Genomic DNA, 21,134 nt, shown 5'->3' on the forward strand with positions numbered 1-21,134 from the left:
GCTTTAGTGTGGCGCATGCCCTATCATTCGACCCCGCTTGACCTTGCCTTCCATGCACTCAGCGACCCGACGCGCCGCGCCGTTGTTTCACGGCTTGCGGACGGGGAGATGCCCGTGAGTGTCCTTGCCGAGCCCTTCGACATGGCACTGCCCTCCTTCGCCCAGCACCTCAAGGTGCTTGAAGATTGCGGACTTATCGCAAGCGAGAAACGTGGCCGCAGCCGCTGGTGTCGACTGGAGCGGGGGCGCTTCGAAGAGGCGGCAACCTGGATGGAAGCGGAGCGACGACGTTGGGCCGAACGGCTCGACCGATTGGAAGCCTATCTGGACAAGACGTAGGGAACGGCAATGGAACCGATTTTTGAGACCTGGTCGCCCGACCGCGAAATCGTTTTGGTCAAGGTGCTGAAGCACCCGCGACAAAAGGTTTTCGCCGCCTGGATGGACCCGCAAGCGCTGGCACAATGGTATGGCCCGGCTGGCTTCAGCATCGAGAACCATGAGGCTGACATCCGTGAGGGCGGGGTATGGCGCTTCGACATGGTGGGCGAGTTTGATGGTCGGCAGCAGCGCTTCCCCAGTCTGATGCGCTTCCTGAAGATCGTGCCCAACGAATTGATCGTAGTGGACTATGGCACTGCTGAGCCCGACGACCCCGATCGCTTCTATATGACGATTACTTTCGATGAACAGGCCGACGGCAAGACCGTGCTGACCCTGCGCCAGCTTCACCCAAGTCGCGAGCGCCGCCAAGCGGTCATCGACTTCGGCGCGGTGGAGTACGGGCTGCAGACGCTTGACAGTCTGGCCGCCTGGCTCGATGGCTGACGCGGCCCGCCTGGACGTTGGTCGCCGCCTTCATGATTGACCGCTTTCAGGATTGTTCGGAGCCACGTCTGAGCTTGCGACTGGCACCGTCGGCGAAGCCGTCGCCGCTCGTTCCGATCAAGTGACGGATCTGCGCGGCACCTATGGCCGAAGGAAGTCGAGAAGCTCCGAATTGAAGGCCTTTGCCGACTCGATATTGACGATATGCCGACCAGGCAGCGACAGGTGCCGGCCTCGCTGCACCCGGGCGGCGATATATTCGAGGTCCGCCGGCGGGCATACCGGATCGCCGTTGCCGGAGATGGCGAGCACGGGGTTGGCAATCGCTACGATCTCCTCCCTCAGATCCGCGCCCGCGAGCGCGGTGCAGCCACCGATGTAGCCGTCCGTCGAGGTGGCGGTGAAGGCGCCCAGAATGCGATCGACGGCTTCTGCATGGCTGGCTGCAAACTGCGGGGTGAACCAGCGTTCTGCCGTGGCCGCGGCGAGCCCTGCGAGACCGTCCGCCCGAACGCTGTCGATGCGGGTGGCCCAGCTCTCGGGCGTCCCGATCCGCGCCGCCGTGGCACAGAGCACGATCTTGTCGAAACGTTTGCCGGCATGGATACCTAGCCATTGTCCGGTCAGGCCCCCGATCGACAGGCCGCAGAAATGTGTCCGCTCGATCCCCAGGCCATCCATGAGCGCGAGCACATCCTGGCCGAGGTCGGAGAGCGCATAGGGCGGCGGCGGCGCCGAGGACTGGCCATGACCGCGGCGATCGTAGCGCAGCACGCGGAAATGGGGCGACAGATCGGCGATCTGCGCATCCCACATGGAGAGGTCGGTGCCGAGCGAATTGCAGAAGAGCAGCCAGGGCGCGTTGCCGCTCTGGTCGCCTTCGATGCGGTAGTGAAGGCGATGGCTGGACAAGTCGAGATAGGCCATGAAACAGGAACTCCAATCGGGAAAGCCGCCAGCAATGGCGGCTTTGTCGTTCTTGGCGCAACATCGCGCCTCGGGTGGTACGCGCGCTGCAATAGGTAGATATCGACAGCGCGCGCTCAAGGGTGGCAACCGATCCCTTCGCGGCCCGGCCGCCTCGCCTCGATCTATGCCGCCGCCAGTCGCGCGATCTCCACGCGGCGGGCGTTGCTGACCGCGAAGACCAGCATGGCGACAGCCGAGATCGCCGCCGGTACGGCGAAGATCGCGAAGTTCTGCTGCAGCGGAAGCTCCTGCGCCAGGAGCACGCCGCCGAGCGTCGGGCCGACGATCGCGCCGATGCGACCGACACCGGAGGCCCAGCCCAAACCGGTGGAGCGAACCGACAGGTTGTAGAGCTGCGCCACGCTGGCATAGAGCAGGATCTGCGTGCCGATCGTGGTGGCGCCGGCAACAAAGACCATCAGAAACAGGACACCCGTCGGCGGATTGAAGCCGATCAGCGCGATCGAGAAGGCGGCGGCAACGAAGAAACCGACCACCACCTTGGGCAGGCCGAAGCGGTCACCGAGCCAACCGCCGGCAATGGCGCCGACCATGCCGCCGAAATTCAGCGAGAACAGGCTGAGCAGGCTCGCCTTCTCGGCATAGCCAGCTTCCTGCAGCACCTTCGGCAGCCAGGACGACAAGAGATAGACGAGCAGTAGGCAGCAGAAGAATGCGACCCAGAGCATCACGGTGCGCAGGGTCCGCTGATGGCGGAAGAGTTCCAGCACCGATGCCGAGGCCCCCTTCCTCTCGGAGAAGACCAGCCTGTCGGTGGTACCGAGACGCGCGTTCGGATCGATCTTGGCATAGATGCGTTTGGCCTCTTCCTGCTTGCCCTGGCGGATAAGGAAGCCGAGCGATTCCGGCAGCTTCCAGAGGATCACTGGCAAGAGGAGCAGCGGCACGGCGGCGATGAAGAACATCGGCTTCCAGCCATAGGACGGGATGAGGCCGATACCGAGGCCGGCAGCGACCATGCCGCCGACGGAATAGCCGGAGAACATCAGCGCCACCAGCGTGCCGCGCAGACGCTTCGGCGCATATTCGTTCATCAGCGCCACCGCATTCGGCATCAAGCCGCCGCAGCCGAGACCGGCGAAGAACCGGAAGATCTTGAATTGCTCCGGCGAATTGGCAAAGCCGGTCAAAAGGGTTGAGAGCGTAAACAGCAGGAAGCTGATGGCGATTCCCTTCTTGCGGCCGATCCGGTCGGCGAGCGGGCCGAAGATCAGCGCCCCGAACATCATGCCGAACAGCGCCCAGGCCTGCAGCGCCCCGGCCTGCGGCTTGCTCAGGCCCCATTCGGCAATCAGCGTCGGCAGCACCGTGCCGGCGACGAAGACGTCGTAACCGTCGACGATCAACAGCAGCGCCGAGAGCGCTACAACCATCCACTGGAAGCTCCCAAGCGGGCTCCCGTCAATTGCTTCATTCACATCGATCGTGCGCATCATCTCCTCCCCAGGTGTTCGCGCGTTGAAAAAGGTCCGTCAGCCGAGATCGCCGCCGGCGACCGGCAGAACACTGCCGGTGATGTAGGAGGCCTCGTCGGAGGCCAGGAACAGGATCGGCGCCGCTTGCTCTTCGATGCTGCCGTAGCGTTTCATGAAGCTCGACTGCTTCACCTGGGCGACGACGTCGCCCATCCAGGCCTTCTCGGCCTCATTGTCGCCTTCGGCATTGCGCGGGATGCGGCGCGGCGGCGCCTCGGTTCCGCCCGGCGCTGTGGCAACGACGCGGATGTTGCGGTCGGCAAGCTCCATCGCCAGCGACTGGGTGATGGCATTGACGCCGCCCTTGGCCGCCGAATAGGGCACGCGGTGAATGCCGCGCGTGGCATTGGACGACACGTTGACGATGGTGCCGCCACCGCGGGCAAAGAGATGCGGCAGCACCGCATGGCAACAGTAGAGAGTCGGCATCAGCGAGCGGCGGATCTCTGCATCGATCTGCACCGGTTCGAATTCGGCAAAGGGACGCATGCGGATGGCGCCGCCGACATTGTTGATCAGGATGTCGATGCCGCCGAATTTTTCCGCGGCAAAGTGCATGGCTGCGGCTGCCCCCTCGTGCGTTTCAAGATCGGCTACGAAGGCAGCCGCCCATTCACTGCCGGCCTCCGCCGCCACCTCGGACACGAAATCGGCACGGTCGACAAAGAGAACCTTGCCGCCTTCAGCCACGGCACGCAGCGCCACGGCGCGGCCGATCCCTTGCGCGGCACCGGTGACGACGATTGCCTTGCCGGCAAACCGTCCTTCGAAACGAGCGGAGGTCATGCTGCCTCCTTCGCCACCGCATTGGGCGTGAACTTCTCATAGTGGAAACTGTTGGGCCTTACGCCGGTGTCGTCGAGATGCTTGCGCACTGCGTCCACCATAGGCGGCGGGCCGCAGAGATAAACGTCGACATCGCCGCCGTTCAGCACGTCCTCGGGCATGTGCTGGGTCACCCAGCCCTTGCGCGGATGGCTGGAGGCGACATCCGCCACCACCGTGTCAAAGGTGAAGTTGGCAAGCCGCTTGGTATAGGCTTCGATCTCGTCGACAAGCACCAGATCGAGGTCGCGGGTGACGCCGTAGATCAGATGCACTTTCTGCTCCGGGTTGGTGCGGGCCAGAACCTCAAGCATCGACAGGAACGGCGCAAGACCGGTGCCACCGGCGAGGAAGAGCAGGGGGCGCTGAACCTCGCGCAGATAGAAACTGCCGAGCGGCCCGGTCAATTCCAGTTTCGTGCCGACTTCGGCGTGTTCCAGCCACGTGCTCATCAGCCCGCCCGGGATCTTCTTGATCAGGAAGCCGACGCGCGTCTCGCCCGATGCCGAGGAGAAGGAATAGGAACGGCTCTGGCCGCTGCCGGGCACGTCGATGTTGACGTACTGCCCCGGCAGAAAGGCCGGCGCTGCAGCGCCCTCGATATCCAGTTCGAGCACGATCGCCGCATCGTTGTGCGGGACGACGCTTGCCACACTCGCCGTAAACTTCTGCTGTCCGGTCTTACAGGCCGCTGCTGTCGTCGGCACCGCGATGACGCAGTCGCTCGACGGCTTCATCTGGCAGGTCAGCACCAGTCCGCTTGCCGCCTCGTCCGCTGTCAGCGCATCGTCGATGAAGTCGTCGCCGAGGTCGTAGGCGCCGCTTTCGGCGCGGCACTTGCAGGTGCCGCAAACCCCGTCCGAACAGTCCATCGGCAGGTTGATCTTGTTGCGGAAGGCGGCGTCGAGCACCTTCTCATCGTCCCTGCATTCGACGAAGCGGGTGACGCCGTCCTCGAAATTCAAAGCGATCCTGTAGCTGGCCATGGTTGTTCCTCCCATTCCTGTCAGGCGACGGCCGTCAGATGTGGTAGACGTCGATGACCTGGCGGATGTAGTCGTTCTTCAACACGATCTTCTTCCGTGAGATCAGCAGTTCACTGCCGCTCTTGCGGAGCGTGACGAACATGGTCCCGAAGAAGTGGTCGGTGACCTTGTAGCGGTGGTTGAGCGTGTGGAAGTTGTAGCGGAAGTCCGCCTCCTCGCCGCGATCGGCCACAAGCTCGACATTGGTGACGTTGTGGCTTGTGCGCGGCTCCGGCGTGGACGCTCCAGAGCGTTCGGTCTTGATGCGAAAGACGCGATCTTCCAGGCCATCGCGGCTCGGGTAATAGATCAGCGAGATCTGCGACTGCGGATCTTCGGTCAACTGATCGTCGTCGTCCCAGGCCGGCATCCAGTAGCTGACGTCCGGCGCATAGCAGGTCAGCCATTCGTCCCATTGCCGGTCGTCGAGCAGGCGCGCTTCGCGATAGAGGAAGGCGCAGGCGGTGTCATAGGAGATCGTCATGCGACCGCTCCCTGCTTTTCGGAGGCAAGTGCTGTGCGCATCACCTTCGCCCAATATTCGTGCTGGCGGACAAAGAGGCCTTCGTCTTCGCTGCGCTCGCCCGAGAGCAGCGGTGCGATGCCCATGCGCCTGGCGTTCTCATCCGGACCGTCGATCCAGAGCGGCGCACCGCGAGAGAGATCGTTCCAGAGCGCGGTGATGCCGGCGTAACCCTGCTGGCAGGCGCGGAACTCCTCGAGATCGTCGGCCGTGCCCATGCCGGAGACATTGAAGAAATCTTCGTATTGGCGGATGCGCAGCGTGCGATCGGCCGCATTTTCACCCTTCGGCGCGAAGCAGAAGATGCTGATCTCGGTCTTGTCGACGCTGATCGGACGGGTGACGCGGATCTGCGTGCTGAACTGGTCCATCAGGAAGACGTTCGGATAGAGGCAGAGATTGCGGGTCTGGTTGACGATGAAATCCGCCTGCACCTCGCCGACGCGCGCCTTGATCTCCTCGCGGTGGCTGTAGATCGGCCGGACCTCCGGGTTCATGGTGTTGGTCCAGAGCAGGATGTGGCCGTTGTCGAAACCGTAGACGCCGGCAATCGAGCGGCTCCAGCTCGAGGCATCGACCGCCTTTGTGCCCTCCTCGTTGCGCCGGCCCATAGTGGCGGCATAGTTCCAGTGAACGGAGCTGACGTGATAGCCGTCGCAGCCGTTCTCCATCTGCAGCTTCCAGTTTCCGTCGTAGATATAGGAGGAATTGCCGCGCAGTACCTCGAGACCGTCAGGCGCCTGGTCGACGATCTGGTCGATGATGACTTTCGTTTCGCCGAGATAGTCCTCGAGCGAGGTGACATCAGGATTGAGGCTGCCGAACAGGAAGCCGCGATAGCTCTCGAAACGGGCAACGCGCTTCAGGTCGTGCGAACCGTCTTTGGCAAACTGCGGCGGATACTGCGTCGTCTTCTCGTCCTTCACCTTCAGGAGCTTGCCGGTGTTGGAGAAGGTCCAGCCGTGGAAGGGACAGGTGAAGCTGCCCTTGTTGCCGTGCTTGCGCCGGCAGAGCATGGCGCCGCGATGGGCACAGGCATTGATGACGGCGTGCAGTTCGCCCGTCTTGTCACGGGTGACGACAACCGGCTGCCGGCCGATATAGGTGGTGTAATAGTCGTTGTTCTCGGGGATCTGGCTCTCGTGGGCGAGATAGACCCAGTTGCTCTCGAAGATGTGCTTCATCTCCAGCTCGAAGAGGTTTTCGTTGGTGAAGATGTCGCGGCGGCAGCGGAACGTGCCGGCCTCATGATCGTCCTCGACCGCGGTGGCGAGCAGGTCGTCGAGGGCTTGGGCTTTGTCGATAACGGCGGACATGGTTCTTCTCCCGCAAACGGCTGATCCGTGCTCGGCTCTAGCGATTGCAACAATGTCTGATGTCAGGGGGCGGCGGCTCAGTCGGCCGCCGCAGAGGTGATCAGGCGGCGGCGCGCTTACGCTGCTCGTTGATCTGGTTGTCGACGCCGTTCACCAGTGAGGTGAGATGGATGTCGAATTCGATCTCGGCGAAGGGGCCGGAGAGGTTGTTCGCCTTGATGCTCGCCTCGTCGGTCCGCTCGGTGACGTCAGGCACCAAGCCATCCCTCGTCGCATAGGCGAAGTCGTCGTTGACCAGCGGATCGCCGGCGATGTTGATCTGGGTCGTCAGCTTGCGGTGCCCATCGGCGCTGATGAAGAAATGGATGTGGGCCGGGCGCTGGCCGTGACGGCCAAGGGCGGAAAGCAGCTGCTCTGTCGGGCTTCCCGGAGGCACGCCGTAGCCGTGCGGCACGATGCTTTGAAACTTGTAACAGCCCTTGGCGTCGGTGACGATCGTGCGGCGCATGTTGAACGGCGCCTGCAGGCCGGTCGGGTCGAAGTGCGAATAGAAACCGCGGGTGTCACAGTGCCAGACTTCGACCGTCGCGCCCTTCAGCGGCTGGCCGTCGGCATCATAGACGGTGCCGTGCATGATCAGCGTCTGGCCATTGGTGTCGCGGCCATCGTCGAGACGGGCGAAGCCTTCCGAGGCCGGTGCGCCGGCGACATAGAGCGGACCTTCGATGGTGCGCGGCGTCTGATTCTCGATGCCGAGCGCTTCGTCGATCGCGTCGAGACGTTCATCGAGGAAGTGATCGAGGCCGAGGCCGGGCGAGATCAGGCCGGCCTGGCCGGCAGCGCCGATCTCGTTCAGCCAGGCAATACCGGTCCAGTATTCGTCCGGGGTGATGTCGAGATCGTCGATCGCCTTGAACAGGTCAGACATCAGCCGGTGCACGATCTCTTTGACACGCGGGTTGCCGCCGTCCTTGTCGAGGCCGCTGAGAACCTTCAGGAAAGCTTGAGTCTCCGGCTTGTCGAAAATCTTCACGTTCATATCAATTCCTCCACTTGGATTGTCTTGAAGCTCAAGCCGCTTGCCAAACCTCCTGGCCGCGGCACGCACAAATTCTCAGCTATCGTCCTCGCGGATCGAGGATGGGTGCCGAAGCAGCGGCGTGACCTCGATCTGCATGAACTTGAACAGCGGCAGCCCCGAGAGGATCTCGTGCAGCTCGGCATTGTCCTTCACGTCGAAGACGCTGTAGTTCGCGTACTGCCCGGCGATCCGCCAGATATGCCGCCACTTGCCGCTCTGCTGCAGCTGTTGCGAATAGGCCTTTTCCCGGGCGAGGATCTCCGCCGCCTGCTCGGCAGGCAGATCGTGGGGAATGCGAACATCCATTCTGACGTGAAACAGCATGGCTCAGTCCTTACTTCGCAACGCTGATCGTCTTGCGCAGCCCGTCGCGCGCGAAGAATTTCAGCCGATCTTCATCGAGTTCGATCCCGAGCCCTGGAGCATCCGGCACCGTCAGCTCGAAGTCGCTGTAGTCGAGCGGCGTCGCCAGAATTTCCTCGGTCAAAAGCAGCGGACCGAAGAGCTCCGTGCCCCATTGCAGCTTGGCGAAGGTGGAAAACACGTGGGCTGACGCCACTGTGCCGACACCACCTTCCAGCATCGTGCCGCCATAGAGTTCAATGCCCGCGGCATCGGCGATGACCGCCACGCGCTGCGCATTGAACAGACCTCCGCTCTGTTCGATCTTGACCGCGAAGACGTCGGCCCCCTTGGTCTTGGCGATCTCGAAGGCGCTCTCGGGTCCGGTGAGGGACTCGTCGGCCATCAGCGCCAGCGGGAAACGGCGGACGAGGCGACCGAGCGCTGCGGTCGAAGCCACCGGCTGCTCGACCAGTTCACATCCGGCATCGGCGAGCGCTGCCATGCCGTAGGCGGCCTCAAATTCGCTCCAGGCCATGTTGACGTCGACGCGCACCGCGCCGCGCTCGCCGAGCGCCTTCTTGATCGCCGCCACATGGGCGATATCGTCCTTCAGCGGCCTGGCACCGATCTTCAGCTTGAAGATCCGATGACGGCGTAGCTCGAGCATCTTCTCGGCCTCGGCGATATCCTTGGCCGTGTCACCCGACGCCAGCGTCCAAGCGACCGCCAGGCGCTTGCGCAGTGCCCCGCCGAGCAGTTCGCTGACCGGCAGACCCAGGCGCTTTCCATGGGCGTCGAGCAGCGCCGTTTCCACCGCGCTCTTGGCGAAACGGTTTTCCTTGATCGCCTTGCCGATGCGCGCCATCAGCGCCTTCACGTGGGTCGCGTCCTCACCGACCATGACAGGCGCAAAATAGGTATCGATCGCAAGCTTCATGCTTTCCGGGCTCTCGCCGCCATAGGCAAGCCCGCCGATCGTCGTACCCTCGCCAATGCCGACCGTTCCGTCGCTGCAATGGACCTTCACCAGCATCAGCGTCTGGCCGGTCATGGTCGCGACCGACAGCTTGTGCGGCCGGATGGTCGGCAGGTCGACCAGCATGGTCTCGACCCGTTCGATCACGGGGAAGAGGGCTGCTGTCGGGGCGATGGGTGCAAGGGTCGTGTTCATGACCTGAATGTGCGCCCACGCAGCGGGTGACGTCCAACACCAAATAGGTTACCTATGATACCTTGACGGTATAGTATGGCAAAGATTACGCGCATTCATGCGCTTGCCGCACTGCAACATACCGCAACGGTAGGAAAATGGGGGCTGTAACATTGGATCTGCGCCAGCTTCGCTACTTCGTCGCCGTCGCCCGCGAGCGCAACTTCACCCGCGCTGCCGAGCAGCTGCACATCGCCCAGCCGCCCTTGAGCCGGCAGATCCAGCTTCTTGAGGAAGAACTGGGCGTGCCGCTGATCATCCGCAAGAGCCGGCCGGTGCGGCTGACGGAAGCGGGGCGATTGTTTTACGAACAATCGCTGCAAGTGCTCGGCCGGGTGGAACAGATGGTAGAGGCGACCCGCCGCGTCGGTCTCAACCAGAACCGCGTGCTGTCGATCGGCTTCGTCGCGTCCACGCTCTATGGCGGGCTGCCGACGCTGGTGCGCAAGCTCAGGCAGAACGCGCCGGAACTCGATATCCGGCTGTTGGAGATGGTGTCGGTGCAGCAGATCGCGGCGCTGAAGGAAGGCCGGATCGATGTCGGCTTCGGGCGGCTGCATCACAACGATCCCAATGTCGCCGGCATCCTCATGCGGGAAGAGCGCCTCGCCTTGGCGATACCGCAGGGCACGCCGTTTGCCGATGACACATCTCCGCTTCCGTTGAGTGCGGTTGCCGGGCAAAAACTGATCGTCTACCCGAAGGAACCGCGCCCGAGCTATGCCGATCACGTGTTGAGCCTGCTCCACGCGCAGGATGTGCGCCCGGCCGAGGTGCATGAGGTGCGTGAGATCCAGAGTGCGCTTGGCCTCGTCGCCTCGGATGCCGGACTTTGTATCGTCCCGTCCTCTGCGCGTCAGGTCCGCTCCGATCTGCACTATCGCATGATCGAGGGCGAGCGGGCGACCTCACCCGTCATCCTCAACCATCGGGTCGGCGACAATTCCCGTTACATCGAGCTGATCAAGGCGCTGATCGTGGAAATGTATGCCGAAAACCCGCCCTGGCTCGGCCTCGAGCACAATCTGCCGTTCCGGCCGTCCTTCGTTAAATGACGAGTTCAGGCGTCCTCAGATCCCGTGCTTCACCCGTCGGGGAATTGGCACTTTCCGCCCAGATCTCGCAGGCCATCTCGCGAAGCAAAAGCGCCTCGGCCCAGCGATCAGTCGTATCGTTACCGTCCCTGTCGGTGATGGCATAGGGCCTTGGGCCGAGTTCGCAGGTCATGACCAGCTCGGCATCGTTGGCAGCGTGGGGGCGCCAGTGCCGGAAGCCGTAGTCCCACCACTCGCGGAAGAGAGCGACCCAGGGCAGATGGTGGGGAAAGGAAAGCTCGATCTGGATCTGCTGGCAGGAGCCGATACGGCCGTGGAAGGCGCCGGCGTTGCGCAGAATGCGTTGGATCTGGGCGTGGCTTTCGTCTTCCACCGGAAAGGCGAATTCCCGGCCAACGAGATAGTGCGAGAGGTCGGCCAAGAGCGGCAGATCGGGCCGCCGGTCGAGCAGGTCGAGCGTGAAGAGGAGGTCGTTGGTGATCCGGTGACGGTGGGTTTCGATATAGACGGGAACATCCATTTCCTCAGCAAGCCTGGCCCAGCCGTCAAGCAGCGGCAGGCAATCCTCGACCCGGCGCGGGCGAACATCGGCCTGCAGATCGATGTGGCTCACCGGAAACTCCGAGGCCAGTTCCAGCGTCAGGCGCAAATCCTCGACGCTTCGAGGAAAACAGACGCCCTCGATCTTCAAGCCCGTTCCGCGGATCACGGCATTGAGGTGCTCGACATCGCGCCGATTGGTATAATGCGCGCTGATGCCGTCGAACCCGGCCTCGACGATCATTGCGATGTTCTCTTCGAGACTGCGCTCAAAGCCGTCCGCATGCCGGCGCTCCATCGCCCAGAGCGATTGAAAGACAAGCAGCTTCTGCATCAGGCGGCCCTGGCACTTTTGAGCAGCGCCTTGAGGTTCACGCTGGCGTCGGCGAGCGCTCCCGGATCGGGACTGACGCCGGCAGCAATCAGCATTTCCGAGAGCTTGATATCCTTGGCGAGACCATTGCCGAAACCGAGGCCAGCGGCGGCGACGAGACGCCCGCCATCGAGGTAGAATTCGAGTTCGCCACCATCGAGCTGGCGTGTCACGCTTTGATGGTCCGGATGGGGCAGGCCCGCCACCTGCAGGCCGAGATCGTATTGATCGGTCCAGAACCAGGGGATGGCAGAAAAAGCCTCCTTGCCGCCGGCCATGTTGAGGGCCGCGACCTCGGCCTGGGTGCGTGCATTGCGCCAGCTTTCGAAGCGCACATACCCGCCACCCGGCTGGGCCACGGCGGCGCAATCGCCTGATGCATAGATGTTCGGATCGCTGGTGCGCAGATAGCCATCCGTCAGGATACCGTTGCCGACGGCAAGCCCCGCCGCCTCCGCGAGTGCTGTATCCGGCTGGACGCCGATGGCGGCGACGGCGATATCGGCCGGCACCGGAGTGCCGTCGGAAAGAACAACCGCATCACCGGTGATTTCGGCGATCCCCTGCCCCAGATGGAAGGTGACGCCCTCATCCTGATGCCGGGCATGAAGCTTCGCGGCAAAACGCGGCGGCACCGCGCGACCGAGCGGCTTCGGCGCCATTTCGATAACGCTAACCATGATGCCCTTGCCGCGCAGCACCGCCGCAAGCTCCATGCCGATCAGTCCACCGCCGATGATCGCAACGTGTCTGCCGGCTTCGGCACGGGCGAAGATCGCCGCCGCATTGGCGTAGGTGCGGAAATCCAGTGCGCGCTCGGCCCCTATGCAAGCGAGGCGCCTCGGACGGGCGCCGGTGGCGAGCAACAGCTTGTCATAGGTGAGCGTCCGGCCATCGCTCAAGGTGACGGAGCGGTCACCGGCATCCAGTCGGGATGCAGAAACACCTTGCCGGTAGTCGATACCGGCGGCCTCCAGCGCCTCAGCGCCGCAGATCGGCTTCATCTGTACGGCGCCATTGAGCGGCTTCGACAACGGTGGCCGCTCATAGGGCAGATGCGGTTCCGTGCCGATGAGCGTGACGCTGCCGGCAAAGCCAGTTTCACGCAGGGCAAAGGCCGCGCGCGTGCCGGATTCCCCGGCGCCGATTATGACGATGCGATCCATAGCTTGCTCCGTAGATCATGCGTTGACGTGCGGGGCGGTCGCAAAACCGCACGCAAGATTTGTCAGCCCGTTCAAAAAGGTGGCCGGCGCAGGCAGGAGAAGTGCGCCGGCCCACAGCGCCGCGCATCCGTTCAGACGCGCAAAGGTCGCTGTAAAACTCTGAATTCCTGCATGTTTCTGTGCTTCAATCGGCGACGATTAAGGAAACATGCAGGAGGAGGATCAGTTGCGCGCCGCGTAATCGGCCATGTTTTTCGGCGTAACGAGCTCGAAGGGAACCCAGACGTTCTTTTTGACGCTTTCACCGCGCACCAGCGAGACGGCCGTGTCGACGGCGCTAGCCGATTGCCCCTTGGCGTTCTGGAATACGGTTGCGTCGAGGTCGCCGGCGGCCATGGCGGCAAGCCCGTCCTGGGTCGCGTCGATGCCAACGACGATCACGTCGTCCATCGATACACCGGCGGCCTTCAGCGCCTGGATGGCGCCGATCGCCATTTCGTCATTGTTGGCAAAGACCACGTCGATCGGCTGTCCGGCGGTGATCCAGTTGGTGGTGAGATCCATCGCATTGGTGCGCGTCCAGGCGGCCGACTGCTCGTCGGCAATCGTCGCACCCTTGCAGTCGCCGGCAGCGAGCGTTTCCTTGAACGCCGAGGTGCGGTCGCGCGAGGCCTGGTGAGCAAGGTCTCCCATCAGGATATAGACCTGCGCATCACTGGCCTTGCCCTTTTCCTTCAGCAGCGAACAGGCAGCTTCCGCACCCAATCTGCCGGAGTCCGTTTCTTTCGAGCCGACATAGGCCTGCTTTTCCGGCAGCTTGCCGAGGTTATCCGGCTCTAGATTGAGATAGACGAGCGGAATACCGGCCTTCTCAGCGGCTTCGCTGATGCCGGGGGCGGCCGAGGTATCCGTCAGCGTCATGATGATCGCGTCGACGCCGCCCGCGATGAAATTGTTCACCTGGTTGAGCTGCTTGGAGATGTCGGTCTGTGCGTCTTCGATCTGAACGGTGGCGCCGTTGACTTCGGCAGCGCGGGCATTGATGCCCTCACGCAGCAGCGTCTGGAAGTTGTTGTCGAAGCTCTGCATCGAGACGCCGATCGTCTCCGCCGAGGCAGCACTTCCCATCAAGGCGGCAAGCGCAGCCGCCAGGTACATGGATTTCATGATTTCCTCCGAGGGTGCCGGATCACCCGATCGCATTCCGGAGGCCCGATGGGCCTGATCAATGCTTGCGTGGTGGCCTTAGCCGAGCGCCACACGAACCTCGCCGTCGACGATTTCGGCGGGATAGGTCTTGAGATTCTCGCAGGCCGGAAGCCTGATGGCTTCACCGGTGCGATAATCGAAGGCGCCGGAATGCTTGGGACATTCCACCTCGTAGTCCATGACGAGGCCATCAGCGAGGTGAACGGCCTCGTGGGTGCAGAGCCCGGCGGTGCAATAGACGCTATCGTCGGGACCGCGGTAGACGGCGTAGGTTCGGCCGCCATGGTCGAAGCGGATCGCCCCTTCCTGTTCGATATCGTCCAGCTTGCAGGCTGGTACCCAGGTGATCACGTTGCTCATTCTGCTGCCTCCCCGATGGTGTTGCGTGCCTTGCGGGCTGCGAGTTTTTCCTTGCGTTTGCGGTAGCGCTCCTGCATCCGCGCCTCGCCCTCCTTGGAGCCGTCGTGCCAGGTGCCGAACCAGCGATCGAGCGGGATCAGGGCGTCGCCGTAATTCACCTCGAAATACTTGTGGTGCAGGTAATGCGCATAGGCGTGGCTATCGACGAGCGTCTCTTCACCGACCTCGACCTTGTCGAAGCCGACATGGCCGGGAATGGCACCGAAGCCCGCGTAGTGCAGCTGGTAAAGCATCAGGATCGGGTTGGACGGCAGGATCAGGTGATAGAAGGCGGTGGCGAAGTAGAGCAGGTGCTCGACCGGATGCATCGACAGCGACGACCAGGGCGACGGGTTCACCGAATTGTGGTGGACCGAATGCACCCACTTGTAGAGCAGCGGCGTGTGGATGAGCCGGTGGATGCAGAAGAAATGGAACTCGTGGATAACAGGCACCACCAATGCGACGAGCGCGAGCGTCCAGGGATTGTCCGCGAAGCTCAGCCACGGCGCATAGCCATTGGCGTAGGCCCAGAGCATGGCGACTTCGACGGCGGTCCAGATGGTCACGCCTGAGAGGAACGTGCGCAGGATGTTGTCGAGATTCTGGCTTTCGAACCAGAAGGCTTTGCTCTTCTGCTCGGCCGGAAACTTGCCGTTGTACTTGAACCGGTTTTCCTGCCGTTTCAGCACATAGAGATGCAGCTCGAAAGCGCCGTAGAAGAAGAAGACGCAAACCGCGTTGACCGCATAGAGCCAGGCGATCCAGCCGACGCTCAAGCTCTGCATCGCCTCGACCGGCGGGATCACCCAGGCCCAATAGACGACGGCCGACGCCGCGAAGATCGCATTCCAAGGAAAGAAGTAATGCGGCAGCCACTTGACGAGCGCCAGCAGTTTTGGCGGGAAGGCAAACAGCGGCGCCGTTTCGATCGGCTCGTTCGGCGCCCAGTCGCCGCGCTTGTTGCGGGTTCCATATTTCAGATCGTCCATGGCGCTCTCCTCCCGGCGGACCGCATGCGCTCCGCCCTAAATCCTTCGAAGGAGGTTGCTTTCCGGGTCTGTCGGAGCGCCTCCTTCTTGATAAAAATCTAGCAGGAGGCGGTCGGAACGGCGAAAGCTTGTTTGATCAAATCAGATCAAAGGCTTTCGGCTGTGATGGTAATGAAGCGAATGGGGGCGGTGTCCGGCTCCATCTCGGAAAGCCCGATCCGCCGCAGCATCAGGTCAAGCGAGCGACGGGCCTGTGCCTCCGGCGCCTGGTCGAGCACGACGTCCATGATGCCGTCGCTAAGCGCCTTGCGGGTGTAGTCGGTCAGCTCATGGCCGACGAAGAAGATTTCGGTGCCACGCTTATGTCGGCGAAGCACGTCGATCAGGGCCGCATTCGCGCCGCCGGCATTATAGAGCCCGGCCATATCCGGATACATGTCGAGCGCCCATCGCAACGCTTCGGCGCCATAGTGCTCCTCGTCGCGGGTAAAACCCAGCCACTCGAACCGGCGGTCGCCCGGATGCCCCTCAAAATAGTCCGAGAAGCCACTGAGGCGGTCGCGATGGACCTGATAGATCGGGTGGCAGAGCGCGACGACGGGCCCCGCCTTGCGCGCCATGCGCGCGATGAAGAGTGCCGCCGTTCGTCCGGCCGCGTGATTGTCGATGCCGACGAATTCGCCCAAGTCGTGCGAGGCCCTTGTCACGACATGGACCACCGGCACGCCGCGCACGATCACGGCTTCGACAGCGGCGCTGATCAGCGGATGATTGGGCACGGCCAGGATCAATCCGGCGCGGCTAACCTCGGCTGAAAGGATGCGCCTGGCGATCTCCTCCGGCTTCATTTCCTCGGTAAAGCTGCGATGCACGACGACGAGCGGATCCAGCGTCTCGGCGATCCGCTGAAAGGCCTGCGACAGGCGGCGATAGAAGGTCGTCTCCGGCCGCACCATCAGCACATCGATGCGCAAAAGCCCGCGATGGGTCTCGGGAAGGGTTCGCGGATAATTCAGCGCGCGCGCCGCAACGACGACTTTTTCGACGAGGTCCGGGCGAACACCACCGCGGCCGTTCAAGACCCGCTCGACGGTCGCGGTACCGACGCCTGCCAGTTCAGCAATGTCGCGATAGTTCGGCTTGCTCACCTGGACTACTCCCCACCACACGTGTTCATAGCGCCTTAGCATGTGATCGCCCCTGTTCGACAGAGCAGGCGTCCGAAGTCAGGGCCTCCCCTCGCCGCCGCTGCCGCGGCGCCTATATCAACCGGGTATCGAGAATGGGATCGAGGCATCATGACCTATGAATTGTACTACTGGGACGGCATCCAGGGGCGCGGTGAATTTGTCCGACTGGCACTCGAGGACGCCGGCGCCGCTTATGTCGATGTGACGCGCGCGCCGGGCCGCGGCACCGGGGAGATGCTGAAGCTGATGGAGAGCGCCACCGAGGCGCACGTGCCATTTGCGCCGCCCTTTCTGAAAGATGGCAACCAGATCATCTCGCATGTCGCCAACATCCTCTTCTACCTCGGCCCCAAGCTCAGCCTTGCGCCTGACGGTGAGGCGCTGCAGTGGTTCGCCAATGGCCTGCAGCTCACCGTCACCGACTTAATCGCCGAAGTGCATGACACGCACCATCCGATCGCGACTTCGAAATATTATGAGGAGCAGAAGGCGGAGGCGAAGGACCGCGCATTCGAATTCGTCACCAACCGCATCCCGAAGTTTCTCGGTTATTTCGAGCGGATTCTCGCGCAAAACCCTGATGGCAGCGGCCATGCAGTCGGGAACGCCGTCACCTATGTCGACCTTTCGCTGTTCCAGGTGATCGAGGGGCTACGCTATGCCTTTGCCAAAGCGATGCGGCACTATGAGGAGGACTACCCCAATCTCATGAAACTGCACGCCTCGGTGAAAGCCCGGCCGAACATCGCCGCCTATCTCGCCTCATCGCGACGGCTGGCCTTCAATGAAGACGGCATCTTCCGCAATTACCCGGAACTGGATATCGCGCCCTGACGGAAACTCCCCTCAGGCGGCCGCCGCCTGGTGCTCCCGCAGGAACGCGGAGACGCGCCTCAAGCCTCCGCGTAGAATGCCTTCGTTATTGGCGTAGCCGATCCTGAGATAGCCTCCCATGTCCATGGCGCTGCCCGGCGTGAACATCACGCCGGTTCGCTGTAGCAGTTGCAGGCAGAATGCCTCTGAAGTCATCGGCAGGTCGTATTTCAGAAGCGCCGTCGTGCCCGACTGCGGCTTGATCCAGGCGATCAACGGCTAAGCACCCACTCAGTCCGAGAGAATGGCGAGGTTGGTGCACCGTCTACAGCTCGGCGCAGGCCTATGCCTACATCAATGACGGCGACGGCGTCGTGACATTCGTCCGCAACGTCATCTCGTAGACAAGGCCTAAGCTGCCACCCGCTACTCGACGTAGTTCCAGGGGACGAAGCGATAGAGCGTCTCGTCGCGCGCCACATGGCCAACACCGGGGAACGGCAGATGCGCACCAGCGACGAGGTATCGCCCATCGGCCGCATCCGCCAGCGCCACGGCACGCGTCGCTGCCGCCGCGGTGCCGTCGACGTCGAAGCTGACGAAGACGTCAGGCGTGTCGAACTGGATGTAGTCGCCGTGAATGACGTCCCCCCAGAATACGAGGCGCTGGCCGTCATCCGCTTTCAGCACGATCGCGGAATGCCCGGGCGTGTGCCCGGCGCGCAGGGTCGATCCGAGGTTCGGCAAGACGTCCGCGTCGTCGGCGAAACGCTTCACTTTTCCGGCGGCGATATAGGGGGCCAGGGCATCGTGCGCTCGCTGAAAGTCGGTCTTCTGCGCCTCGGTCAGCGCCGTCACGCCCTCCCGCTCGATCCAGTAGCGGTATTCGCGCTCGGCGAGATGGATCTCGGCATTCGGGAATTGTGCTTTGCCGTCGATGGTGAGGCCGCCCGAGTGGTCGGCGTGCACATGGGTCAGGATCACCGCGTCGACCTGGTCGGCGCGATAGCCGGAGGCCGTGAGATGCCTCAAGAGCTTGCCGGCGGCAATGCCGAGCAGGCTCCCCGACCCGGCATCGATCAGCACCAGCCGTTCGCCGTCGTTGACGAGATAGGCGTTGATCGACAGATGCGGCTCCTTGCCGAGGAAGTTTTCGTCCAGCCTGCGCTGCAGCTCGCCTTCCGGTTCGTTCTGATAGATCTTTGTCATCGGCAACGCCAAGGTGCCGTCCGACAAGGCGGTGACTTCGAACTTTCCGAAGCGGAAGCGATAGTAACCGGCATTGGCGACGGTCGATAATGGCGCGGCGGAAAAGGCGATCCGCGGTGCGAGCGGCAACAGGGCCGCGGCGGCAAGAAGGCCCAAAGCTTGTCTGCGAGTGGTCATGATCGGCTCCTTCGATTGGATGCCGAGACGCTATCAATTCAACCGTCGGTCGATTATCCTGCGATCGTGGAAGTAATTGTTCCGGAAACGCATGAAATCCCCCCAATCTGCCGATCTCAACAGCCTCAGGATTTTCCTCGAGGTCGCCCGCTCAGAGAGCTTTTCCTCAGCTGCGCTTCGCCTGCACCTGCCACCGAGCACGGTCAGCCGGCGCCTGGGCGAGCTTGAGGCAGCGCTTGGCGTCGCCCTGCTGCTGCGCTCCACCCGCCGGGTCTCCTTGACCGAGGCCGGAAAGCATCTGCTGGAATCGGTCGGGGGCGCCGTCGAGCTCATCGACCGCGGCATCGCCGGCTTCCAACCGGCCGACGGTACGGCGCGCGGGCGCCTAAGGGTCGCGACGTCAGTCGCCTTTGCCCGTACCTTCCTGCCACCGATCCTGAAGCGCTATGCGGAACTCTGCCCAGAAGTCCAGGTCGACGTGCAGACCACCCACCAAAATGTCGATCTGATCGGCGAAGGCGTCGACGTGGCCTTAAGGATGGGCGAACCCGTCGACAGCGAGATGATCTACCGCAAGATCGGAACGATCGAGCAGCGCCTCTATGCCGCGCCCGCCTATTGCGCAGGATTGGCGCTGTCTTCGCCCGAGGACCTCATGCACGTCGCCCTGGTGGCACACCGGACACGCATGCGACGGGAGCTTGCCCATTGGGTGCTGTCAGACGGCAACAGGCACTTTACGCTCGAGCGCCCGCCATCGATCGTCGTCGACGATCCGGCGATCGGTGAGCGCCTGATCTCCGAAGGTCTCGGCATCGGCATGCTCAGCGACGCGCTCGCCGCTGACGGCGTCGCAGCAGGAAGACTTGTGCCGGTTCTTCCCGAATGGTTCGGGCCGCCTACGCACCTCTACTACCTCTACCACCAGCAACTGGGCGACCTGCCGAAAGTGGCGGAGTTCCTGAAAGCGGTGCGCGAGACGTTTCAGGTTCGGAGCAAGTAGCGTCGCACCGCCGCCGCTTCCAGCAACCGTCATGCGGCGACGCGCGGAGGGCCGGGCTTTCGCGCCTAGGGCCGAAGCTCTTCGATCGAATCCACCCGGTCCGGATAGAATGCCAACCGATCCCGGATGTCGGCGACCGCCTCATGCGGGTTCTCATAGCTCCAGACTGCGTTTCGCGATCGCTCGCCGCCGGATGGGATGCTGTAGTAGGACGCATCCCCCTTATAGGGGCAGTGGGACGCGTGATCCGTGCGCTCAAGCAAAGACATGTCGACATCCTCACGCGGGATGTACTGCACCGGCGGATAGGACGCCTCGCGCAAGGCGAGCGCATTGCGGGTGTCGGCAACGACGCGCCCGCCAAGCGTGACGACGACCCGCGCCGGGTTTTGCTCGATGGTGATCGGATGATCGGGGCCGGGAATCTTGATCGGTTTGTCTGACATGGGCGACCGCCTCCAGAACGTTACGGATACTAGGTGGTTACCTCGCCGGCCAATTCCAACCGGTCACGCCAAAAACCCTCAGCTGTTTGCCGCCGGAGAACGGACGGCTGTTGAGGGTTCTACCGCGGCCGCCGTCGGATGGCTCTCGTCGAGCAGCTTGCGCACCTCCATCACGCCCTTGGCCGTATCCGACCAGCTGTGTCTCCAGACGAGAAGCGCGACCGAGCCGACGATGGCGATAATAAAGGCGATCGGCCCCAGGAACCAGAGCGCGGCGGCAACGGTGAAGTAATAGGAGCGGACACCCTGGCTGAAGGATCGAAGGGCCGGATTGATCATCAGCGACAGGGCGTGGGCCCATGCGGCGATGTCGCGGGCTTCTTCGCGCGAAGGGCTCGCTCCGATCGCTGCGAGGCAATAGTTGATCTGCCGCACCGCCCAGATGAATTCGGACAGCCCGCGCAGCAAGGTCGCCATGACGAGCAGCACCTTGCATTGAAACAGCCACAACGGCTCGATCGGCGCGAACATTGCGATGATGCCCGACTGAAGGCCAATCGTCGGCTGGATGAAAAGCGCACTGCTCATGGCGACGATGACGATGAGATTGGCCGAGCCGAAGAACGAGGCCGAATTGATCGTGTGACCGAGAATGGCGGCGTCACCGATGAAGTTGGTATCCCGCGTCAGCACCTCGCGCATCCAGGCCTGCCGGACACGCACCATGTCTAGCATCAGGCTGTCTGTCCGGCGCGGCCAACCAAGCGCCATCATCGGCTCCAGTCCCACCCAGGTCACGAGGAACAGGATAATCGCGATCCAATCAAGCATCTGCACGGCCAGCCTCCCACCATAGCAGTTCCTAATAGAAGCCGCGGCGAGCGGCGCGTCAACGCGGCGGCGCAAGTCGGGACTGCCGAAGCCGACGGCGTCGCCAGTACTTG

The 21,134-nt window shown here is 62.9% G+C and carries 24 protein-coding genes; 5 read left to right on the forward strand and 19 right to left on the reverse strand.

Going from position 1 to position 21,134, the window contains the following annotated elements; translation table 11 throughout:
• Window positions 1-15: 15 nt before the first annotated feature.
• Together AC3WVQ_RS28060 and AC3WVQ_RS28065 are read left to right on the forward strand one after the other, a co-directional pair.
• Complete coding sequence (locus AC3WVQ_RS28060; RefSeq protein WP_060521861.1) at window positions 16-339, forward strand: ArsR/SmtB family transcription factor; 324 nt, start codon at window positions 16-18, stop codon at window positions 337-339.
• A 9-nt stretch (window positions 340-348) separates the two neighbouring features.
• A complete protein-coding gene (locus AC3WVQ_RS28065; protein ID WP_034801716.1) occupies window positions 349-828 on the forward strand; it encodes an SRPBCC family protein in 480 nt (159 codons plus the stop codon).
• Window positions 829-969: 141 nt separating this feature from the next.
• On the opposite strand, the gene pcaD is transcribed toward AC3WVQ_RS28065, so the two are convergent.
• The 9 genes from pcaD to AC3WVQ_RS28110 all read right to left on the reverse strand — a co-directional run bounded on the left by pcaD (window position 970) and on the right by AC3WVQ_RS28110 (window position 9,579).
• On the reverse strand, window positions 970-1,755 hold the full coding sequence (pcaD, locus tag AC3WVQ_RS28070; protein ID WP_134886316.1) for a 3-oxoadipate enol-lactonase: 786 nt from the start codon (window positions 1,753-1,755) through the stop codon (window positions 970-972).
• A 164-nt stretch (window positions 1,756-1,919) separates the two neighbouring features.
• On the reverse strand, window positions 1,920-3,254 hold the full coding sequence (locus AC3WVQ_RS28075) for an MFS transporter (protein WP_113553121.1): 1,335 nt from the start codon (window positions 3,252-3,254) through the stop codon (window positions 1,920-1,922).
• A gap of 36 nt (window positions 3,255-3,290) precedes the next feature.
• Window positions 3,291-4,079, reverse strand: coding sequence for a benzoate diol dehydrogenase BenD (benD, locus tag AC3WVQ_RS28080; protein WP_034801719.1), 789 nt, complete (start codon window positions 4,077-4,079; stop codon window positions 3,291-3,293).
• The gene (gene benC / locus AC3WVQ_RS28085) at window positions 4,076-5,104 is read right to left on the reverse strand and encodes a benzoate 1,2-dioxygenase electron transfer component BenC (RefSeq protein WP_034801720.1); all 1,029 of its coding nucleotides are present in this window, start codon (window positions 5,102-5,104) and stop codon (window positions 4,076-4,078) included. Before benC ends, benD begins: the two co-directional genes overlap by 4 nt.
• Before the next feature lie 34 nt (window positions 5,105-5,138).
• A complete protein-coding gene (gene benB, locus AC3WVQ_RS28090; protein WP_034801721.1) occupies window positions 5,139-5,627 on the reverse strand; it encodes a benzoate 1,2-dioxygenase small subunit in 489 nt (162 codons plus the stop codon).
• Window positions 5,624-6,982 carry a Rieske 2Fe-2S domain-containing protein gene (locus AC3WVQ_RS28095; protein ID WP_134886315.1) on the reverse strand — a complete coding sequence of 453 codons (1,359 nt, stop codon included), beginning with the start codon at window positions 6,980-6,982 and terminating at the stop codon, window positions 5,624-5,626. The genes benB and AC3WVQ_RS28095 overlap by 4 nt, the downstream gene beginning before the upstream one ends.
• 100 nt (window positions 6,983-7,082) lie before the next feature.
• A complete protein-coding gene (gene catA / locus AC3WVQ_RS28100) occupies window positions 7,083-8,021 on the reverse strand; it encodes a catechol 1,2-dioxygenase (RefSeq protein ID WP_034801723.1) in 939 nt (312 codons plus the stop codon).
• 75 nt (window positions 8,022-8,096) lie between these two features.
• Window positions 8,097-8,387 carry a muconolactone Delta-isomerase gene (gene catC / locus AC3WVQ_RS28105; RefSeq protein ID WP_034801725.1) on the reverse strand — a complete coding sequence of 97 codons (291 nt, stop codon included), beginning with the start codon at window positions 8,385-8,387 and terminating at the stop codon, window positions 8,097-8,099.
• Window positions 8,388-8,397: 10 nt separating this feature from the next.
• Window positions 8,398-9,579 carry a muconate/chloromuconate family cycloisomerase gene (locus AC3WVQ_RS28110; protein ID WP_134886313.1) on the reverse strand — a complete coding sequence of 394 codons (1,182 nt, stop codon included), beginning with the start codon at window positions 9,577-9,579 and terminating at the stop codon, window positions 8,398-8,400.
• 152 nt (window positions 9,580-9,731) lie between these two features.
• Here AC3WVQ_RS28110 and AC3WVQ_RS28115 point away from each other — a divergent pair, with 152 nt between their 5' ends.
• Window positions 9,732-10,673, forward strand: coding sequence for a LysR family transcriptional regulator (locus AC3WVQ_RS28115; RefSeq protein WP_034801727.1), 942 nt, complete (start codon window positions 9,732-9,734; stop codon window positions 10,671-10,673).
• Here the strand turns inward: AC3WVQ_RS28115 and AC3WVQ_RS28120 are convergent.
• The 6 genes from AC3WVQ_RS28120 to AC3WVQ_RS28145 form a co-directional block, all read right to left on the reverse strand.
• Window positions 10,666-11,547: a sugar phosphate isomerase/epimerase gene (locus AC3WVQ_RS28120; RefSeq protein ID WP_492383279.1), complete on the reverse strand. Its 882-nt coding sequence runs from the start codon at window positions 11,545-11,547 to the stop codon at window positions 10,666-10,668. The two genes, AC3WVQ_RS28115 and AC3WVQ_RS28120, sit on opposite strands and share 8 nt — an antisense overlap.
• Window positions 11,547-12,752 carry an NAD(P)/FAD-dependent oxidoreductase gene (locus tag AC3WVQ_RS28125; RefSeq protein WP_034801729.1) on the reverse strand — a complete coding sequence of 402 codons (1,206 nt, stop codon included), beginning with the start codon at window positions 12,750-12,752 and terminating at the stop codon, window positions 11,547-11,549. The genes AC3WVQ_RS28120 and AC3WVQ_RS28125 overlap by 1 nt, the downstream gene beginning before the upstream one ends.
• Window positions 12,753-12,974: 222 nt before the next feature.
• Complete coding sequence (locus AC3WVQ_RS28130) at window positions 12,975-13,919, reverse strand: substrate-binding domain-containing protein (RefSeq protein WP_060529331.1); 945 nt, start codon at window positions 13,917-13,919, stop codon at window positions 12,975-12,977.
• 78 nt (window positions 13,920-13,997) lie between these two features.
• On the reverse strand, window positions 13,998-14,309 hold the full coding sequence (locus tag AC3WVQ_RS28135) for a MocE family 2Fe-2S type ferredoxin (protein WP_034801776.1): 312 nt from the start codon (window positions 14,307-14,309) through the stop codon (window positions 13,998-14,000).
• An 8-nt stretch (window positions 14,310-14,317) separates the two neighbouring features.
• Window positions 14,318-15,352 carry a sterol desaturase family protein gene (locus AC3WVQ_RS28140; protein WP_060584590.1) on the reverse strand — a complete coding sequence of 345 codons (1,035 nt, stop codon included), beginning with the start codon at window positions 15,350-15,352 and terminating at the stop codon, window positions 14,318-14,320.
• Between the two features lie 146 nt (window positions 15,353-15,498).
• Complete coding sequence (locus AC3WVQ_RS28145) at window positions 15,499-16,500, reverse strand: LacI family DNA-binding transcriptional regulator (RefSeq protein WP_060521854.1); 1,002 nt, start codon at window positions 16,498-16,500, stop codon at window positions 15,499-15,501.
• A 150-nt stretch (window positions 16,501-16,650) separates the two neighbouring features.
• Between AC3WVQ_RS28145 and AC3WVQ_RS28150 the strand changes: the two genes are divergently transcribed.
• On the forward strand, window positions 16,651-17,376 hold the full coding sequence (locus AC3WVQ_RS28150) for a glutathione S-transferase (RefSeq protein ID WP_060521853.1): 726 nt from the start codon (window positions 16,651-16,653) through the stop codon (window positions 17,374-17,376).
• A gap of 12 nt (window positions 17,377-17,388) precedes the next feature.
• On the opposite strand, the gene AC3WVQ_RS28155 is transcribed toward AC3WVQ_RS28150, so the two are convergent.
• Together AC3WVQ_RS28155 and AC3WVQ_RS28160 are read right to left on the reverse strand one after the other, a co-directional pair.
• A complete protein-coding gene (locus AC3WVQ_RS28155) occupies window positions 17,389-17,631 on the reverse strand; it encodes a PLP-dependent aminotransferase family protein (RefSeq protein WP_060521852.1) in 243 nt (80 codons plus the stop codon).
• 150 nt (window positions 17,632-17,781) lie between these two features.
• Window positions 17,782-18,741: an MBL fold metallo-hydrolase gene (locus tag AC3WVQ_RS28160; RefSeq protein ID WP_060521851.1), complete on the reverse strand. Its 960-nt coding sequence runs from the start codon at window positions 18,739-18,741 to the stop codon at window positions 17,782-17,784.
• Window positions 18,742-18,832: 91 nt separating this feature from the next.
• On the opposite strand from AC3WVQ_RS28160, the gene AC3WVQ_RS28165 reads away from it, so the two are divergent.
• Window positions 18,833-19,744 carry a LysR family transcriptional regulator gene (locus tag AC3WVQ_RS28165; RefSeq protein ID WP_060584594.1) on the forward strand — a complete coding sequence of 304 codons (912 nt, stop codon included), beginning with the start codon at window positions 18,833-18,835 and terminating at the stop codon, window positions 19,742-19,744.
• 65 nt (window positions 19,745-19,809) lie between these two features.
• On the opposite strand, the gene AC3WVQ_RS28170 is transcribed toward AC3WVQ_RS28165, so the two are convergent.
• Window positions 19,810-20,190, reverse strand: coding sequence for a DUF427 domain-containing protein (locus AC3WVQ_RS28170; RefSeq protein WP_034801745.1), 381 nt, complete (start codon window positions 20,188-20,190; stop codon window positions 19,810-19,812).
• 78 nt (window positions 20,191-20,268) lie between these two features.
• Complete coding sequence (locus AC3WVQ_RS28175; RefSeq protein ID WP_082584675.1) at window positions 20,269-21,021, reverse strand: DUF599 domain-containing protein; 753 nt, start codon at window positions 21,019-21,021, stop codon at window positions 20,269-20,271.
• Window positions 21,022-21,134: the final 113 nt, after the last annotated feature.

The organism is Ensifer sp. EB106-05-01-XG146 (genome assembly GCF_058791875.1).

Bases quoted from the DNA above. Each gene is read 5' to 3' on its own strand.
- AC3WVQ_RS28140 (WP_060584590.1), bottom strand. From the start codon at position 15,352: ATGGACGATCTGAAATATGGAACCCGCAACAAGCGCGGCGACTGGGCG.
- AC3WVQ_RS28170 (WP_034801745.1), bottom strand. From the start codon at position 20,190: ATGTCAGACAAACCGATCAAGATTCCCGGCCCCGATCATCCGATCACC.
- AC3WVQ_RS28130 (WP_060529331.1), bottom strand. From the start codon at position 13,919: ATGAAATCCATGTACCTGGCGGCTGCGCTTGCCGCCTTGATGGGAAGT.
- AC3WVQ_RS28120 (WP_492383279.1), bottom strand. From the start codon at position 11,547: ATGCAGAAGCTGCTTGTCTTTCAATCGCTCTGGGCGATGGAGCGCCGG.
- AC3WVQ_RS28150 (WP_060521853.1), top strand. From the start codon at position 16,651: ATGACCTATGAATTGTACTACTGGGACGGCATCCAGGGGCGCGGTGAA.
- benB (WP_034801721.1), bottom strand. From the start codon at position 5,627: ATGACGATCTCCTATGACACCGCCTGCGCCTTCCTCTATCGCGAAGCG.
- AC3WVQ_RS28060 (WP_060521861.1), top strand. From the start codon at position 16: ATGCCCTATCATTCGACCCCGCTTGACCTTGCCTTCCATGCACTCAGC.
- benD (WP_034801719.1), bottom strand. From the start codon at position 4,079: ATGACCTCCGCTCGTTTCGAAGGACGGTTTGCCGGCAAGGCAATCGTC.
- pcaD (WP_134886316.1), bottom strand. From the start codon at position 1,755: ATGGCCTATCTCGACTTGTCCAGCCATCGCCTTCACTACCGCATCGAA.
- AC3WVQ_RS28110 (WP_134886313.1), bottom strand. From the start codon at position 9,579: ATGAACACGACCCTTGCACCCATCGCCCCGACAGCAGCCCTCTTCCCC.
- AC3WVQ_RS28095 (WP_134886315.1), bottom strand. From the start codon at position 6,982: ATGTCCGCCGTTATCGACAAAGCCCAAGCCCTCGACGACCTGCTCGCC.
- AC3WVQ_RS28125 (WP_034801729.1), bottom strand. From the start codon at position 12,752: ATGGATCGCATCGTCATAATCGGCGCCGGGGAATCCGGCACGCGCGCG.
- benC (WP_034801720.1), bottom strand. From the start codon at position 5,104: ATGGCCAGCTACAGGATCGCTTTGAATTTCGAGGACGGCGTCACCCGC.
- catA (WP_034801723.1), bottom strand. From the start codon at position 8,021: ATGAACGTGAAGATTTTCGACAAGCCGGAGACTCAAGCTTTCCTGAAG.
- AC3WVQ_RS28175 (WP_082584675.1), bottom strand. From the start codon at position 21,021: ATGCTTGATTGGATCGCGATTATCCTGTTCCTCGTGACCTGGGTGGGA.
- AC3WVQ_RS28165 (WP_060584594.1), top strand. From the start codon at position 18,833: ATGAAATCCCCCCAATCTGCCGATCTCAACAGCCTCAGGATTTTCCTC.
- AC3WVQ_RS28160 (WP_060521851.1), bottom strand. From the start codon at position 18,741: ATGACCACTCGCAGACAAGCTTTGGGCCTTCTTGCCGCCGCGGCCCTG.
- AC3WVQ_RS28075 (WP_113553121.1), bottom strand. From the start codon at position 3,254: ATGATGCGCACGATCGATGTGAATGAAGCAATTGACGGGAGCCCGCTT.
- AC3WVQ_RS28065 (WP_034801716.1), top strand. From the start codon at position 349: ATGGAACCGATTTTTGAGACCTGGTCGCCCGACCGCGAAATCGTTTTG.
- catC (WP_034801725.1), bottom strand. From the start codon at position 8,387: ATGCTGTTTCACGTCAGAATGGATGTTCGCATTCCCCACGATCTGCCT.